The organism is Shewanella sp. 0m-8 (assembly GCF_052977265.1).
The window spans coordinates 79,213-96,084 of record NZ_JBRIMB010000012.1 but is presented as its reverse complement, the minus strand read 5'-3'; the positions used below and the strand labels follow the sequence as shown (position 1 = coordinate 96,084).

Below are 16,872 nucleotides of genomic sequence, written 5' to 3'. Positions count from 1 at the left end.
TTTTATTCTTGTACTGTTGATCCCAACATTACCGGCTACCCTATCTTGGTTAATGGTCTTGGGCTTAAATTAATCCGCCTTTAAGCCAAGCTCAGGTATACTAGCCACTCAAGTCGAGTGGCTTTTTGGTTTTTTAGGGTAGGTTAATGGCGTTAAAACGTGGCTTTTTTCTGATTATCGGACTTTGTAGTCTAGTCTTAGGGCTATTAGGTATATTGCTACCTTTATTGCCAACAGTGCCGTTTATTTTGTTGGCTGCTTATTGTTTTGCGCGTTCAAGCGACAGACTATATCAGTGGCTAATGAGTCACCCTTGGTTTGCCGATGCACTTAAAAATTGGCAGGCTCAAGGTGCTATTCGTAAAAGCTTAAAGAAAAAGGCATACCTAGTCAGCAGCCTCAGTTTTGTTACTAGCATTGTTATCGTACCGCTAATTTGGGTGAAAGTGATGCTGGCTTGCCTTGGAGCCGGGTTAATTATTTACCTGAGAAGCATCCCTGAAATTGACGGGTGATAGTGCACTGTGTTGGCTCATCATCTTGAAATTTAAGCGCTATTATCGCTCTCTTGCAGAGGTATTTCTCCTTCAGGACAATTGAATGGCAAAATTGCCTAGATTGAGATTACACTTCTGGCGTTAGTAGGTTGCAACTCGCTATAAAGCGGCTTAAGCTTGATGCCGATTTTTACACTTCGATGACATCGATACCGGTTTATTCCAATTGGGACTGGGGATGTCTGCAAACTAAAGTAGATTAAGTAAAGAATTATGGTAATGAATACTGACAGCTTGGCACTAATAAAGAACAGCATTAAAACCATCCCTAACTACCCTAAAGAAGGGATCCTGTTTAGAGATGTGACTAGCTTATTAGAAGATCCACAAGCCTATAAACTCACCATTGGACTTTTAGTGGAGCACTATAAAGATCAAGGTTTTACTAAGGTTGTCGGTACCGAAGCGCGCGGCTTCTTATTTGGCGCACCTTTGGCTCTAGAATTAGGTATTGGTTTTGTCCCTGTACGTAAGCCTGGTAAATTACCAAGAGAAACGATTTCAGAAAGCTACGAGCTTGAATACGGTCATGACGTGTTAGAGATCCATGTAGATGCCATTACTGCTGACGATAAAGTATTGGTTATTGATGACCTACTTGCTACAGGCGGTACAATTGAAGCGACAGTGAAACTGATCCGCAACTTAGGTGGCTCGGTTAATGATGCTGCTTTTGTTATTTCATTACCAGATCTAGGTGGTGAAGAGCGCCTAAAGGCAATGGATCTTAATCTAGTAAGCCTTTGTGAGTTTGAAGGCGAATAAACCATTCTATCTCAGTGATAAATGATGGTTTTAAAGAATAGACAACGTTGTTTATTCTTTATCTTAAAAGGTGAATTTATCACCGCAAAATCGCTCCTCAGTCGCTTGAGATAGCATGTAAAAGCGTTGCATGCTATTGTTCAACGATGTCGAGGAGCGTGCTCCCGAAACCGTATTCATGACACGTTGGGGAGTTCCATGTCATATCAGGTGTTGGCCAGAAAATGGCGCCCTGCCACATTCGAGCAAATGGTTGGTCAGTCGCATGTTTTGCATGCCTTAACTAATGCGCTCACTCAGCAAAGATTACATCATGCCTATCTGTTTTCCGGTACACGCGGTGTCGGTAAAACCAGTCTTGCACGTCTTTTTGCTAAAGGCTTAAATTGTGAGCAAGGCGTAACCGCAACACCCTGCGGTAAGTGTTCCGCTTGTGTTGAAATTGCCGAAGGGCGTTTTGTAGACTTGATAGAGGTCGATGCGGCATCAAGAACGAAAGTTGATGATACCCGAGAGTTGCTAGATAACGTGCAGTACAGGCCGAGTCGTGGTCGCTATAAAGTGTACCTTATTGATGAAGTACACATGTTATCGCGTAGCAGTTTTAATGCACTGCTAAAAACTCTTGAAGAGCCCCCAGAGCATGTAAAATTCCTATTAGCGACAACGGATCCTCAGCGCTTACCAGTGACAGTGCTTTCTCGTTGCTTGCAATTTAACTTGAAGAGTTTGACTCAAGATGAAATAGCCACTCAGCTAAAGCATATATTGACCCAAGAGCAATTTAGTTTTGAAGATGCAGCATTAACTCTGCTCGCTAAAGCGGCTAATGGCAGTATGCGTGATGCATTAAGCCTGACGGATCAAGCGATTGCATTTGGCGCAGGCCAAGTAAAGCTTGAGCAAGTGCAAACGATGCTCGGTAGTATCGACGAAAAGCATGTTCTAGCCTTGCTAGAAGCATTGGCTAAAGCCGATATTATGGATTTGATGCAAGTGACGGCCAAAGTGTTGTCATTTGGCGCTGACCCTGAAGAGGTACTTCGCAGCTTACTAGAGCTTCTGCACCAAATTACATTGACACAGTTTGCACCTGCAGCTGCGCAAATGTCTTTATATAGTGAGCAAATCAGTGCGTTTGCTCAGCAATTATCCGCAGAACAAGTTCAACTATATTACCAGTTGTTATTAACGGGTCGTAAAGACTTGCCCCATGCGCCAGATCCTAAGTCCGGACTCGAGATGGCGTTACTTCGTGCCGTCACTTTCGTACCCGAAAAGCCTGTGACTCGCTGGGCCGTAGCGACTAAGTCTGATATTGCATTGCCAGAGGTAAACACATCATCTGTGCAAGTTACCAATAAGCCTGCCGTTACGACAGATACGACTCATCAAGCTGTAACTCAGCATGCGCCAGAGCCTGAAAATAGCGCTGCCGGTAGAGTTACCGACAGTGAAGTCGCTCCAGTTAAAGTAGATGGTGTTCCTGCTGCGGATGTATCTACAGCTCAAACGAACAATGAGCATCAAGGACCCGCTGACCAGAGCTCACAAGCGTCAACGGCTAAACATGCTGTTGCTGACATGCAGGATGAGCAGCTTGATAGCTTAAATAGTGAAATGGCAGTCATCATGAGCCAGGCTGAAGGGCAGGGCTTTAAAGATGCTACAGAGCAAGTACTGCCTGGCGAGCAGTCAAGCATTCAACCTGATCCTCAATTAAAGACTCCATCAAGCAGTCATTCAGATACTCATTCAGACAGTCAGGCAAATGCACAAGACAATGTGGCGCAAAGTGGCTCACATCAAGCTCAAGTTGCACAAACTAGGCTACCTGATGATGCTGTTCAACATGCCTCTGAACAGGGTGATGTAGAACAAGCTGACGATGATCTCGCCTCATATGCTGATTATGCAGGCGCTTATGGTCACAGTGAGGATGGCGAAGATAACGATTATGGTTTTGAGCATGCCTCATCAAGTTATCAAACAGAACTAACTAGCCAGAATGCAAATCAGTTTGAAAGTCACACCAGTGAAGCGCAGTTAGCCCAATCACCAACATTACCAGAGCAAAATGCTGGAAGTGCTGATCCTACGGGAAGTGATGATATCTTGGATGCGGTCTTAGCAGCCCGAGCGACATTACTTGAGGGACTAGGAGAGGATGAACCTAAGGAGGAATCCTCAAAAAAGTCCTTAGAAGGTCGTAAACCTTTTACGCCTCCAGTAAGAAAGCAGCCTGCTGTTAAGGAGAGCGAAATCAGCTCGCAGCAGAGCCCAGAATCAAGTGAAGGCCAGAATTTAGCTGGCACAGAGGCCAAATCAGAGGTGATTGACCGGCCGCCATGGGAAGAGCCACATGAGCAAGACACTTGCGCGCGATTTGATGAGCCAAATGCAATAGCCCAAGCTGACAGTGAGATAAAGACAACGGATGAAGGTCAAACTCAAGAGGTTGTCGCTAAGCGAGAAGAGGTGAGCGCGATACAAACGGCACTTGATTCATCTCCTGTTCAGGATGCTGAGCTAAACTTACCAACATTACCCAGTGGTGAGCTAACGGGCAATGTGGTCGATTTGAAATGGTATCGGTTTATGTCAGAGCTTGAAGTTGGCGGCCGAGTGCGGCAGCTAGCAGTCAACTCTGTGTGTCATCAGTTTGAACAGCCGTTATCATTACTGCTTAAGCCAGATCAGAAGCATTTAGGCGCTGACATCGCGATTAAACAGCTTGAAGAGGCGATGACAAATGCCTTAGGTGAGCCGTGTAGTATCAGTGTGTCGGTAGGGGTGGACAATGATAGAGAAACCCCGCTTGAGGTGAGAAGACGCTTTCATAAAGAAATTTTAATCCAAGCGCATCATGATTTAATGACCGATGATAACGTGCGTTGGCTTACGCAAAATATGGGCGCACAGATGACGGCTGACTCGTTAACCTATGAACCAGAGTTGCTGGTTCAGAAGGGGAAACTGATTGAGTTGATCAATATTGCGAACTTTAAGCGGTTAACTGAGTCATAATTTTACAATTGAATTTCAGCTTTCATTGCTAATCACTGTTTTTTTAGTAAGATTAGCCCACTTTATTTGTTGTGATACATAATAGAAGAGAATTAGAGTATGTTTGGAAAAGGCGGTATGGGCAACTTGATGAAGCAAGCCCAGATGATGCAAGACAAAATGGCTAAAGTGCAAGAAGAGATCGCACGTATGGAAGTGACTGGCGAAGCCGGTGCTGGCCTAGTTAAAGTCACCATGACAGGCTCTCACAGCGTACGTAAAGTCGATATCGATGCAAGCCTGCTTGAAGACGACAAAGAGATGCTAGAAGATCTTATCGCTGCAGCTTGTAATGACGCCGCTCGCCGCGTTGAAGAGAATCAAAAAGAGAAAATGGCTGAAGTGACTGGCGGTATGCAACTACCACCAGGCATTAAGATGCCGTTCTAAGTTTAAACTGCTGTTTTAATGATGCTTTTGCGCCATTAAATTGGAGGGGCTAACGAATAGTTAGTAGCCAAATCCAAGCGATTAAAAACAAAAAAAGCTCAAGCAATTTGCTTGAGCTTTTTTGTATCCGTATTTAATTCATCAATTAAAATCAGATATCACAGTTACAATTGCTATAAACTCTATACTTTCAATTGGCTACATTATGTGACCTTGCGACATAAGCCGCTATGTGTCAGACTTCGCTCGATTTATTTCCTTTATAAATGCATCATTTTGAATGCTTTTTACTTGTAGACTTGGATAGATAGCGTGAAAGAAAAACTCAAAGGGCTGGGATTTTCCTTAGTCATATTCTTCGTCATTTTCATCTTTAATGCGCTATTTGGCGCACCGCCTATCGCCCTGAGTGGTATTGAAAAATACCCTGAAAAAGTCACAGTGGAAGAGGCGCGCGAGCTCGGTTTTATGTTGTTTAACACTAAGCGCTATCCAGAGGCGAGAGCATTTTTTACGCCTTCTGCGCAGTTAGGTGATGTTGGTAGCCAGTTATCGCTAGGAACACTCTATTTTTACGATTTGACTACTGCTAACAATTACCAGCAGGCGTATCGTTGGTTTAGTCAAAATAGCGATAATGCTTTTGCTCAATACTATTTAAGCTTGTTATACCACTTCGGCTATTACGTACCTCAAAGCCAATTAAAATCCCTATTTTGGCTTGAAAAATCTGCAGCATATTCTTTCCCCGCTGCTCAACATAATTTGGCTGTGTATTATTTTAATCTAGGTGATTATAGCCAAGCTTACCTATGGGGACTTTATGCTAGAAGTAATGATTTTTCCCAATCTCGAAGCCTAGTCAAGCAAGCTATAGAGCACCTAACCCCCCAAGAAAAAGCGAATGCTGACCAGCACTATAGAAATTCGAAGGGTCAACATGAATGGAATGACGACAATGTTCAGGTTGGCGCATTGCTAGAACAGGTATTTTAATCATGAAGATAAGTTCGCTTTCACTGGAGTTCGCCAGTGGTCAGATTCAACAGATGGGGGCGGTGACTAGCCGCACCACATTAAAGCATCGACTCAAAGAGATACGAGACACGGTTATCTTTGACGAGCCGGCACCTGATGGCGAGCAAGTTAAAGGGGATCATTTAGCAGAGGCACTTACTATGCCTATGCTGATAGTTCTGGCTCAGGTTAAAGGCAGTGAGATCACCTTTACTTATGATCTTTTGAGTAAGGAAGAGGGCTTATTAGCGCTGTATTATACCAATGCTAAGGGAGGGCGGGAGCGTCAAAAGGAGTTTGGCTTTGTGAGCCTTAGTGAGCTTGAATCGCATCTACAGCGACTGTTGAGCGAGAGTGAGCACAAGTTTGTCGAATACTATTTCCCGAAGCAAACATGTGTTAATCGGGCTGTAAAAATCTTAGGCATCGCCTACATAACTGCCGCTTGTCTAGGCTTGTTATCGTTTATCTTTTTCTCCGATTTAATCTGGCATGACGATATGTTTCACTCCGCCTATATCGCTGCTGGCGTCACTTATGTCATTACTTTGCCCATATTGCTGCTTAAGGCCTTGTCGCAGGAAGGCAGAGAGCGTGCAGAGCAAGTCGGCCAGAGCACTACTAAACAAGTGTTTGGCATATTAGTGGGTAATATAGTCTTGAGCTTTGCACTGGTTGCTGCTGGCTGTAATTTATGGCACGTTATCAACGCCAAGCCCGCAGAGCTAGACATTACTTTTTCTGATAAAAACCAAGATTATTGGGGAAAAAACTGTAAGGGCGGCGTCAATATCGAACACTTCTCAGGGGCTGTTTGCTTGGAGGATAGATCTTATTGGAAGATTATTCATCCCGGTATGCGAGCTGTTGCACTGGGAGAGTCATCGGTGATCGCTTTTAAGGTGAAGGCCATAGAGCTTAAATAGTCACAGTTAAGACCAGTAGGGCATTTATTTTCAGCTCATGCTTGAAAGAAAGGCCTATAGGGATATATTTATGGCTTTTGCTAAAGCACGATAGAAAGCTCCCTGCTAGAGAGTCTGATTTGCAACAGATAGTAAAGCCACCTTCTTTAGAAAGTGTATTCTTTATTTAGTCTGCACTTTTCACTTTTCCCTAAGTTATTATAGGCCCTTCAAAACTGCTTCATCAGCGTATCAGACTTGTGATTCAAGTCTTGATGGATAAGCGCTTATTAGCGATATCAGCTACCTCACACGGTTTAATTTATCTGTTAGAACCGCTACTTTTATTTTAAATCTGCTTTTAATCAATTCAGTTCATGAAAATGCTTTCTATGCATTTCGCCTATGGTTCAAACATCTGCTTTATATATTCAAAGCCAAATAACTAATTGAAAATGTTTAGTTTGTAAGTATATTTGGTTTTTTGTTTAGCGCCCTTTTTTAGCGTAGCATTATCCTGTGATGTTGCGCATTGGTAATCGCCTTGTTTGTTTTTAGGTTGTTAATGTTGCTACGTGTATACTGGTATGATAGGTTGACTGCATGATGTCGGGATAGCTAGAGATTAGTTGCACTAGAATTTATCGATTCAAAGGTTAGTTACATCAGAAACAGTTGCACATTGAATTAAAACTATAAAACTCAGAGAGGGAAGTTATGAATACCAATCAAAGGATGTTTTGCCGCAGCGCACTGTCATTATGTATTGCTGGATTATTTAGTTCTGCAGCTATAGCAAATGACGCGGAGCAAGAAAGTGACAACGTTGAACGAATTGCTGTAACGGGTTCAAACATTTTTAACGGTTCCGCTAACGCTTCATCATCATCGCCGATTACTGAAATAGGAAGAGACAGCATTGAAGGAGTGGCGGCAATATCTCTTGGTGATGTATTAAATAAAGTCCCTTCCGTGACTGCATCGATTAATGGTTCAAGTGATAATGTTTCTCTTGGTGGCGCAGGTAGTAACGTTGGTGTTTCGACTACTTCACTTCGTAACTTAGGCACTGCTCGAACCTTAGTATTAGTGAATGGTCGTCGTTATGTCTCAGGAGTTTCTGCAAATACAGGTTATGGTGTTGATTTAAACTCGATCCCGCCAGCGATTATTGAGCGCGTAGATGTACTAACTGGCGGGCAATCTGCTATTTACGGCTCTGATGCCATTGCAGGTGTTATTAATATTATCACTAAACAGAATTACGAAGGTTTGGAAATTAATGCTTTTGCGGCCGATTCTTCTGAAGGGGGAGCAGAGAGGCAGAACATTGACTTTACCTATGGTCAGAACTTTGATGAAGGAAATGCATGGGTTTCTGTAGGCTACTCCAATCAAGAGGCTTTAAACTCGTCAGAAAGAGACTTTTCCAGATATGAAATGAGATTTCTTGATACCAATGGTGATGGCATCAGGGACTCTATAGCTAGACGAGATGGCCCTGGTCATGTTGATGGAGCATCACTCGGTTATGGTGATCTAAAAATATTTGGCAATGGGGACCTATTTAATACCAATCAGCCTTTGCTTGACGGCAATTTCCAACCTATGGGCGAATCTGACTGGGATAATCAACATGCTAATCGTACTTTAGTTACCCCGTTCCAACGCTTCAATGTCGCTTCCGGGATGAGTTTCGATGTATCTGAAAATTCAGATTTAAAAGTAGAGCTAAACTACTCACAGACAAAAGCCAGTGTTGATTTAGAAGAAGCGCCAATTGACGTTGTAAACAATATCTTTAGAAAAGGAGATGGTGGTACTACAGGTATCGATGTAGCAACGAGTCCCTTCTTCGTAGGCAGTAGTGCTGGACAGCAGCTTCTTGCTGTCATGGGTGATAATACTTCTCTTGATGGTGTATCGACGAATAGACGTACCTATGAGTTTGGTAATCGATCAACTGAAAATCACCGTGAGACTTTTCGCATTGCAGGTAGCTATAACTATTATTTTGATAATGATTTGGACTGGAAAACGAGTGCTACTTATGGCATCACTTCGCAACAACAGCAAAATAGCGGTGACTTTAGTATCCCTCATATGCAACAGGCTGTGACGATTGAAGACGATGGCAATGGTGGTTATCAGTGTGCCGATGAAATAGCTAGAATTTACGGTTGTTTACCTGTGAATCCATTTGGTACTACTGACAGTTTGGCAGGCCAAGCCGGGATTGTCGGATTTTCTGATGAAGCAATGAAGTATCTTGCTGTTAGCACTGGTCAAACGGGTAAAGTTGAACAATTTGTTATTAACAGTGTTGTATCTGGAGAGTTAGATTTATCTGTTGGTCACGATAATATGGGATTTGCTGCAGGTCTTGAATACCGTAAAGAGTCCGCAGTTGAAAACCCAGATAGTTTTCGTCAGTTAGGCATTACACGCGAAGGCGCGGTGCAACCTATTGACGGTAGTTTTGATGTCGCCGAAGTTTTTGGTGAGCTTTATATTCCTGTTGCTGATTGGCTCAATGTTAGCCTTGCGGGCAGAGTGGGAGATTATTCAACAATTGGCACGACTTCAACATATCGTTTAGGTCTTGATGCTCCAATTAATGATGTAATTCGTCTTCGTGGTAGCCAATCTAGCTCTGTTCGAGCGCCGAATATCAACGATATATTCTCTACCGGTACCACCAGTGTTGCTAACCCAACGATTGATGTTTGTAATGGAGCGAGCCGTTCAGGGACGTCGAATAGAGATGTTAACTGTAGTTCTATTTCGGCTATTGCAAACCGAATGGCTACCGACCCAAGTGGTGAATATGTATTGGTAGGCTCTGAAACCAATAATACACTTGTATTACAAAGCGGCTCACCAGATTTAGAAGAAGAAACTGCAGATTCATTAACTTTAGGTTTTGTTGTTACACCACTGGATAACCTTTACGTTTCACTCGATTATTATGATATTGAAATTGAAAATGGAATAACGACAATTTCACCAGATATTATGGTTGAGCGTTGTTATGATGCTGACCCATCAGAATTCGATGCAAGCTGTGGTGGGAAGGTGATTAGGGATGTTAAAGATGGACCTATTTTAAATATTTATTCAACGTCGATTAACGCTGATACTATTTCAACTAATGGTGTTGATTTAGAGATTTCTTATTCACTAGAAAATTTGAATTTGAATTTTATGGCTAACTACCTTGGTGAGTATGAGATTGATACTCCTACTGGTAAAATTGATAATCTAGGTAAAACATTATTTCCTGAGTTCCGTTATACGATGAATGCATCATATAACATTACAGAAGCCTTCAACCTTTATGGTCAGCTGACATATCGTTCTGAAACTAAAGGCGTACTTGGTGAAACAACATTATCTGATGATCTTAATACCATGGATGCGGTTTACTATGTTGACCTAAGAGCTAGTTACCAAATAAATGATGCTGTTAATGTTTATCTTGGTTCAAATAACTTATTTGATGAGCAGCCAGATATTCAGGCGACGAGTGCGGCAGTCGGTACCAATACCACACCTCAAGCTTACGATGTCATTGGCCGTCAAATCTTTGCTGGTGTTAAATTGACATTCTAATAGCTGAGAAAGGCATGCGATTTTTATAATAATAAATGCCTTGTTGCCGGTGTAATGTCCTAAAACCTAATCAATATTGATTAGGTTTTATTTTACTTAAATGTTAAGGAGTCCCGCTTGAAGCTTACTAAGTTATTTTTTCTACTCATGCTGTTTGTAGTCCTTGCCTGTGGGCAAGTGTTGGCAGTGGAAAGTAAAGCTAAAGCAATAATTCAAGCCAAGGTGAGTTGGGTAAAAGCTGGGCAGCTACCTGCTCCTAAAGGTTTTAATGAATCTATTGGTATTGCAGGTGCCTATAGTGCATTTGTCGGCAATTATCTTGTGGTTGCTGGAGGGGCTAACTTTCCTAGTGGCCATCCTTTTTTTGATAAGGGGATTAAGCAGTATTATTCAGATATTTTTGTCTTTGATACCGCAAATAATCAATTTGAGCTAGTAGCTCATGGGCACTTACCCTCCGCAAGAGGGCATGGTGCAACTGTAGTTGTTGGCAATAGTCTTTATCTTGTTGGAGGTAAAAATAACGTTCAAGCCTTCGACTCTATTCTAAAGCTGACCTTGGATGATAATTTACAGCCATTGGTTACAGCTGTTAATCAATTGCCTTTTACTTGGGATTCTGGCGCGGCGGCCTGGCAAGACGACTCACTGTTTTTATTTGCCGGTAAGCATAACGGCGTAGTGAGTAATTCTGTGTGTCAGTTTTCTTTGAAGCATCAAAAATGCATTAATAAAGATAAGATAGCACCAATCCCTGGACTTGCGAGAGCCGATTTTCCTGCAATACAGCATCAGAAACAATTTTATGTATTTGGTGGTGCCAATCTGCAGGTAGGAAAAGGACGTTATATTTTGACCGACGCTTATGCGTTTGAATTTGAAACATTAAGCTGGAGAACACTTACACCTATTACGGTTAAAGACCAACCCTATTCTGTCGTGGGTGGTGGGGTTGCGGTGATTAATGATGAGCAATTAATTTTACTTGGTGGTGTAAACAGGCAAGTGTTTAACGATGCTATTTTTCAATTGACCACGAGTTCAAAGGATAGGCTATCAAAGTTTAAACAATACTATTTTGCTTTGAATGAACAAGAGGTTAATTTTAGCCGCCAACAGCTTATTTATGATCTCAATAAAGATAACTGGTCAACCTTAAGTAAGGAAGTGCCTTTTACTGGTGGAGCAGGCCCCCTTGCAGTGTCGCAGAAAGATAACCAAATATATTGGATCTCTGGCGAGATAAGGCCGGTTATCCGGACACCTAATGTCTATCAAGCCACAGTCGAACCTGTTCAATAGAGCCGTCGCCTATTTCCCTATCTCGTTTAGTATATTGATATTTATAAGCAGAGTCTTGAGTTGAGACTCGCTTATATCCCCAATCAGCTAAACCAATAATCGCTTAAATTAGTTAAAAGCTTTCTAATAATGGGTTACCTATTTGCACCTTATCTGAAGGTGTAATTTGTAATTGACCTCCCTGTACCTAGCTATATTTGCTCCTATGACTATCATCACTGATCATCTGGTTATACTGTTATACCATAAAGTTCTTGTCTGATTTTTGTGCGCATGTTTGTATTAGTGGTGTGACAGGTTGATATGTGAAACCGTGGGTCAGATATTTGAGTCGCTATTACAGGACTTACTGAGTTCGCGTAAGACTTCAATAAGATAAGAACATGGGTACTTAAGCTGTTTGTAGCGTTAAAGTGGTTCAGGATGTATAGCGTGAGTAAAGGCACCTTTAGATTATCAGCCACTTATTGCTGGCTTTGTCATGGATAACACTTAATTTATAAAGGTGACATTATGCTGAGAACAATTAGATTAACAGCGCTATTTATTGCTTTATGCTCCATGGGCTTTAGTCGTGGATATGCGCAAGCAAACACATTGGTCGCAAATTTTGATGCGATGCATGAAACAAGCCCAGCGAGCCAAGGTTGGAGTGATTTCCTTTCGGGGCAAGCTACGGGAACAGTAGTACAAGATTTAAATGCCGCAAGTTGGAAGTCAACGGGAAGCAGCGGCAGAGCGCAATGGAATATGCTTCCAACTACCGAGCTTAATAATGAGGCTAGTCTAAAAGGTTGGCGAATGAGCTGGACTAGTCGCGTTGAGTCTGGCGGCTATATCACTGATTACTACGCAAATGGTGCTTTACGTTTTCTACCAATATTGAGTATTAGTGCGTCGGGAGATTTAGTCGTAAACCTAGTTGGGGGAGGAGAACATACATTAGTTTCAGGAACGGGAGCGGATAGCTATCATCAATACGTGGTTGAGTATGATCCACTTACTCAACTTGCTAGTTTCAGCTTTGATGGAGTGATAATTGATGCTGCCTGGGTTGGCGAGGCCAGCAATCAAAATATGCTTGCGTGGGGAAATGGTTCATCAAATATTAATGGTGTTGCTTATTATAGAGCTGTCGCCTTTGAGACGCTCAGCGAAACAGTGCCTGAAGAAGCTAAGATTATTGCAACGTGGGACTCATCTGGGATCACTTTTGATGGCGAAAGCCAATTTAAATCGGTTGATACCGAACTTGCATCTGTACAGCAACTGACCCGAGGTAGCATATTTACCAAGTTTAAAGCCACGGGCACAACTGCAACTCTTTTTAGTGCTTCTAATTCAGCCGAAGGTTCAAGTGAGTTTGCGATACTAATTAACGGTGATGGCACATTACGGGTGCATGCTCGAGAAAACGGCAGTTTTGTCAATGACTCAAAAACCGTCACCACATACAATAATAATCAAGATCACAAAGCACTGATTATGGTGGATGCAAACGGTACCCAAATCTATGTAGATGGCCGGTTAGCATTCAGTGGTAATGCAACGAGCTTTCTTGGCGCCATTGCGGGGTTAGATAGCATGAGTATTGGCCGTAACCATGATAACAATGGTGGCCAATGGTATTTCAGCGGCACCATTGATGAAACCCGTATTTATGACAATGTACTGACTGCAAAACAAGCTGAGGACATCACTCGGTTATCGACTGTGGTGGCGACTTTTGATAGTAACCTCAATACTGATCCTGCTTTGGCTGGCTGGACAAATGATAGTGCGGACTCAGGCGCAGGTAGTTTAGTTAATGAACAAGGTCAAGCTGCTTGGCAGGCTAGTGGTATCAACGGCCGAGCCGAGTGGGAAGTACAGCCGAGCGTGCAAGTTAATCGAGATGCGACAACCTTAGGCTGGAAAATGACCACCATGAGTCGAATCGTGTCGGGCAGTGCTATTTCTGATTATTATGCAAACGGTAATAAACGCTTTTTGGCTTTACTAAATATCAATGGCAATGGTGATTTAGTCGCAACGTTGGAGGGAGGCAGTAGTCATACATTAGTGCCAATGACTGGTGCAGATAAGTACCATACCTATGAAGTGATTTACGATGTTGAAACGAGCTTAGCGACGTTTTATTTTGACGGTAATGCAATCGAAACTTGGGCTGGTTCCGCTACCAGTCAGAATGTCATAGTGTGGGGTAATGGCTCTTCTGGCACAAATGGTGTTGCCAATTACCGTTATGTCAACTTTGAGACCTTTGGTAGTGGTCCGGCTATCTTTGAAAGTATTGTTTTTCAAGGAGGTCAAGAAGGCGATGATGGTATGAGTCATTATCGAATACCTTCCATGGTCCAATCTGCAGATGGCTCAATACTGGCGTTTATTGAAGGCCGTCCAAGTGGTGGAGATCCTGGGCAGGTGGGTCAGATTAACATTTCTTTAAAACGTTCAATTGATAACGGACGTAGCTGGCTACCTGTGCAGATTATTCATCAAGATCCAGCGTTTGATTATTCAGATCCCCGTCCATTTGTTGATAAATCGACAAATACGGTTTATGTGTTTTATGTTCAGTGGCCAGACTTATGTGCGCAAAATGGCAACTGTGTCGCCCCAGGTGATGCCAACTATTTGTACTATAGAAAAAGTATTGATAATGGACTGACATGGTCAGCCGCAGTAGATGTCACTTCGCAAGTTAAAGATCCGACTTGGCGCTCAATAAACCCAGGTCCAGGACAAGGGATCCAATTGCAATGGCAGACTTTAGCTCAAGGTGATCACAATGGCAGAATGATTTTTCCAGCCATAGTGCGTGCTGGTAATAGCCTGTTTTATGTTGCGACAGTGTTTAGTGACGACAATGGATTAACTTGGCATAAAGGTGAGTTTACACCTGTTTCTGGACCGACCGAAGCTGATATGGTTGAGCTTAATGATGGAACATTATTATTGTCCGCTCGCAATGATGGGGGCGCCGCAGGTACTCGTTATCACTTCTTGAGTCATGATGGCGGGATCACATGGACGCAAACAAGTCATGACTTGGCTGTTTCTAAGGTTGATATTGGGCTCACTCGATTTTCAGCGATAAGAGCGGGAGATGCTGAAGATCTTATCATTGCTACTGCGCCGATAGGTACAGCATCAGGTCCTAATCGTAATAACTTGGGGATTTGGATCAGTACCGATGAAGGGGCTAATTTTGGCACTCCTCATCAATTAGTTTATGGCATGAGTGCCTATTCTGATGTGGTAAGGTTAAATGACGGCTCTATTGGTGTGATTTATGAGGCGACGGGAAGCACGCTGTTGAAGTTTATAAACTTTGAGTTAACCAGCCTTGAGCGGCAGTAAGCTGGCTGCTTTTACTGTGCTATCCATGGCAGTGAAGCTATGACTATGTATGTGTCGCTATGAAATAGAAACCTAGACTGTTAGCCATGAGTATGGCTAACAGTTTACATTTCGAGCCGTTAAGCTAAGGCGTCGATTTCATCTGCTATAAGCTGTTTGATAACCGCCCAGTGAGACTCTTGCCAGTCCCCCTCATGGGGTAACATCGAGAAATGGTCTGCATTTGCTATACTAATTTGCTTTATATCTTGGCTTGTTTGGTCTTTATAGCGCTTGAGCTGAGCAATTTTGACACAGGTGTCGAGCTCACCATGCACTAATGTTAAGTTAAGGTGCATTGCGGGTAAGTCGCTTGGGTTGCATGCTTGGTAACGCTCAGGAAAATCTTTTACCGTTCCTCCCATTAGCCTATGTATTTGCTGAGGCTGTTCAAGATCATCTGCTGCGGTTAAATCTAGTATGCCGCTAATAGAAATAACGTTTCGAATAGCAAGTGCTTGTGGGCTGAAGAGGGGACTGCTTTGAGATATCTTCGTTCTAGAAGCCGCCCAAGTTGCCAAATGTCCGCCAGCAGAATGCCCGATTAATAGGATCCGGCTTAAGTCCAAACCTTCGTCAAGGCTAATATGTTGAAGCATGTCTATGCCTGCTGCAATATCCTTAAATGTTGCGGGCCATGGCGCCTTGATATTATCGCCGACACTATCCATGCGACGATATTCTAAGTTCCATATTGCGACATTAAAGCCTTGCAAGTAATCAACAATTGCACTGGTAGCATATGTTTCAAGAGTATGATTATCCTTCCAATAACCACCATGAATCACGATAACAACAGCTGTTAGTTTCTCTTTATGACTCGGTGTATAAAGGTGGGCAAACTGTTGACTATCAATACCATAATACACTTTTTTTAGCTGATGCTTATTCATAGTCTTGTATTGATGTGGTTGATAATTGTTCAACGGTATAATAGGTGTACCAAAGGGTCAATGTTTAATGAAAGTAAACCCAAAGTTTACTTTTGCTATCGATGATGCATCTATTTTGGATAATTGTGTATACATTCATAGCACCACTGGTATGATAGCTAGATAGGTATAAAACTTGTTAGGTGCTAAAGGAACTTCGAATGCCAATTACTATTAAACGTCCTGTTGAACGAAAAAAACTTTCAGAAACCGTTGAAGAAGAATTGGAACAGATGATACGCCAAGGTGAAATAGCCGAAGGTGAAGCGCTGCCGTCTGAAAGAGAGTTAATGGCGGCATTTGGAGTGGGCAGGCCTTCAATTCGCGATGCCTTGTCAGCACTTGCACGCAAAGGCTTAGTTAAAATTAGCAGCGGTGAACGAACTCGTGTGAGTAGACCTTCTCCTGAAACCATTATTTCTGAGCTATCTGGAATGTCAAAAGACTTTCTATCGCAGCCTAACGGATTGCAATATTTTGATCAGCTAAGAAGCTTCTTTGAATCGAGCTTAGTGCGCCATGCGGCTGAGTTTGCAACAAGTGAACAAATTGAAGAGTTAGAAAAAGCGGTCGCATTAAATGGCAAAGCAATAGATAACGAAAGCCAATTTAAAAAAACCGATATCTATTTTCACCATGTCATAGCATCAATACCTGGTAATCCCATTTTTTTGGCCATTCACCAAGCGCTAGTTGATTGGGTTATTGATGCTAGACCGGCTAAAACCAACGTTAAAGAGTTAAACGCTAAAAGCCATCAAGACCATGTCGATATTTTAGAATGCATTAAAAATCGTGATGTAGAGGGAGCGGATAAAAAGTTAACTCAACACATACAATATGTATTTGATAAGTATTACGATTAGTAGAGAAATATTTTCATGCTCAAGCAGTCTTTTCAGTAAAGGCTGCTTATCTATTTTT

The 16,872-nt window shown here is 42.4% G+C and carries 11 protein-coding genes; 10 read left to right on the top strand and 1 reads right to left on the bottom strand.

The window, feature by feature from the left end; all coding sequences use genetic code 11:
- Positions 1-146 precede the first annotated feature (146 nt).
- From ACVBIO_RS08445 to ACVBIO_RS08405, 9 genes are all read left to right on the top strand, one after another.
- Positions 147-515: a YbaN family protein gene (locus tag ACVBIO_RS08445; RefSeq protein WP_447162101.1), complete on the top strand. Its 369-nt coding sequence runs from the start codon at positions 147-149 to the stop codon at positions 513-515.
- A gap of 255 nt (positions 516-770) precedes the next feature.
- Complete coding sequence (gene apt / locus ACVBIO_RS08440; RefSeq protein WP_447162100.1) at positions 771-1,322, top strand: adenine phosphoribosyltransferase; 552 nt, start codon at positions 771-773, stop codon at positions 1,320-1,322.
- Between the two features lie 198 nt (positions 1,323-1,520).
- Positions 1,521-4,349 carry a DNA polymerase III subunit gamma/tau gene (dnaX, locus tag ACVBIO_RS08435; protein WP_447172401.1) on the top strand — a complete coding sequence of 943 codons (2,829 nt, stop codon included), beginning with the start codon at positions 1,521-1,523 and terminating at the stop codon, positions 4,347-4,349.
- A gap of 99 nt (positions 4,350-4,448) precedes the next feature.
- Entirely contained in the window at positions 4,449-4,778 is a 330-nt protein-coding gene (locus tag ACVBIO_RS08430; RefSeq protein WP_447172400.1) for a YbaB/EbfC family nucleoid-associated protein, read from the top strand.
- Between the two features lie 312 nt (positions 4,779-5,090).
- Positions 5,091-5,774, top strand: a complete 684-nt coding sequence (locus tag ACVBIO_RS08425; protein ID WP_447172399.1) for a tetratricopeptide repeat protein — start codon at positions 5,091-5,093, stop codon at positions 5,772-5,774.
- A gap of 2 nt (positions 5,775-5,776) precedes the next feature.
- On the top strand, positions 5,777-6,721 hold the full coding sequence (locus tag ACVBIO_RS08420; protein WP_447172398.1) for a hypothetical protein: 945 nt from the start codon (positions 5,777-5,779) through the stop codon (positions 6,719-6,721).
- A 696-nt stretch (positions 6,722-7,417) separates the two neighbouring features.
- Entirely contained in the window at positions 7,418-10,312 is a 2,895-nt protein-coding gene (locus ACVBIO_RS08415; protein WP_447172397.1) for a TonB-dependent receptor domain-containing protein, read from the top strand.
- 117 nt (positions 10,313-10,429) lie between these two features.
- On the top strand, positions 10,430-11,614 hold the full coding sequence (locus tag ACVBIO_RS08410) for a cyclically-permuted mutarotase family protein (protein ID WP_447172396.1): 1,185 nt from the start codon (positions 10,430-10,432) through the stop codon (positions 11,612-11,614).
- A 513-nt stretch (positions 11,615-12,127) separates the two neighbouring features.
- Positions 12,128-14,977 carry an exo-alpha-sialidase gene (locus ACVBIO_RS08405; RefSeq protein ID WP_447172395.1) on the top strand — a complete coding sequence of 950 codons (2,850 nt, stop codon included), beginning with the start codon at positions 12,128-12,130 and terminating at the stop codon, positions 14,975-14,977.
- A 119-nt stretch (positions 14,978-15,096) separates the two neighbouring features.
- Here ACVBIO_RS08405 and ACVBIO_RS08400 read toward each other — a convergent pair whose 3' ends face one another.
- A complete protein-coding gene (locus tag ACVBIO_RS08400) occupies positions 15,097-15,909 on the bottom strand; it encodes an alpha/beta hydrolase (protein ID WP_447172394.1) in 813 nt (270 codons plus the stop codon).
- A gap of 200 nt (positions 15,910-16,109) precedes the next feature.
- Between ACVBIO_RS08400 and ACVBIO_RS08395 the strand changes: the two genes are divergently transcribed.
- Positions 16,110-16,814 carry a transcriptional regulator NanR gene (locus tag ACVBIO_RS08395; RefSeq protein WP_012154766.1) on the top strand — a complete coding sequence of 235 codons (705 nt, stop codon included), beginning with the start codon at positions 16,110-16,112 and terminating at the stop codon, positions 16,812-16,814.
- Positions 16,815-16,872 lie beyond the last annotated feature (58 nt).

Bases quoted from the DNA above. Each gene is read 5' to 3' on its own strand.
- ACVBIO_RS08445 (WP_447162101.1), top strand. From the start codon at position 147: ATGGCGTTAAAACGTGGCTTTTTTCTGATTATCGGACTTTGTAGTCTA.
- apt (WP_447162100.1), top strand. From the start codon at position 771: ATGGTAATGAATACTGACAGCTTGGCACTAATAAAGAACAGCATTAAA.
- dnaX (WP_447172401.1), top strand. From the start codon at position 1,521: ATGTCATATCAGGTGTTGGCCAGAAAATGGCGCCCTGCCACATTCGAG.
- ACVBIO_RS08430 (WP_447172400.1), top strand. From the start codon at position 4,449: ATGTTTGGAAAAGGCGGTATGGGCAACTTGATGAAGCAAGCCCAGATG.
- ACVBIO_RS08420 (WP_447172398.1), top strand. From the start codon at position 5,777: ATGAAGATAAGTTCGCTTTCACTGGAGTTCGCCAGTGGTCAGATTCAA.
- ACVBIO_RS08415 (WP_447172397.1), top strand. From the start codon at position 7,418: ATGAATACCAATCAAAGGATGTTTTGCCGCAGCGCACTGTCATTATGT.
- ACVBIO_RS08405 (WP_447172395.1), top strand. From the start codon at position 12,128: ATGCTGAGAACAATTAGATTAACAGCGCTATTTATTGCTTTATGCTCC.
- ACVBIO_RS08400 (WP_447172394.1), bottom strand. From the start codon at position 15,909: ATGAATAAGCATCAGCTAAAAAAAGTGTATTATGGTATTGATAGTCAA.
- ACVBIO_RS08395 (WP_012154766.1), top strand. From the start codon at position 16,110: ATGCCAATTACTATTAAACGTCCTGTTGAACGAAAAAAACTTTCAGAA.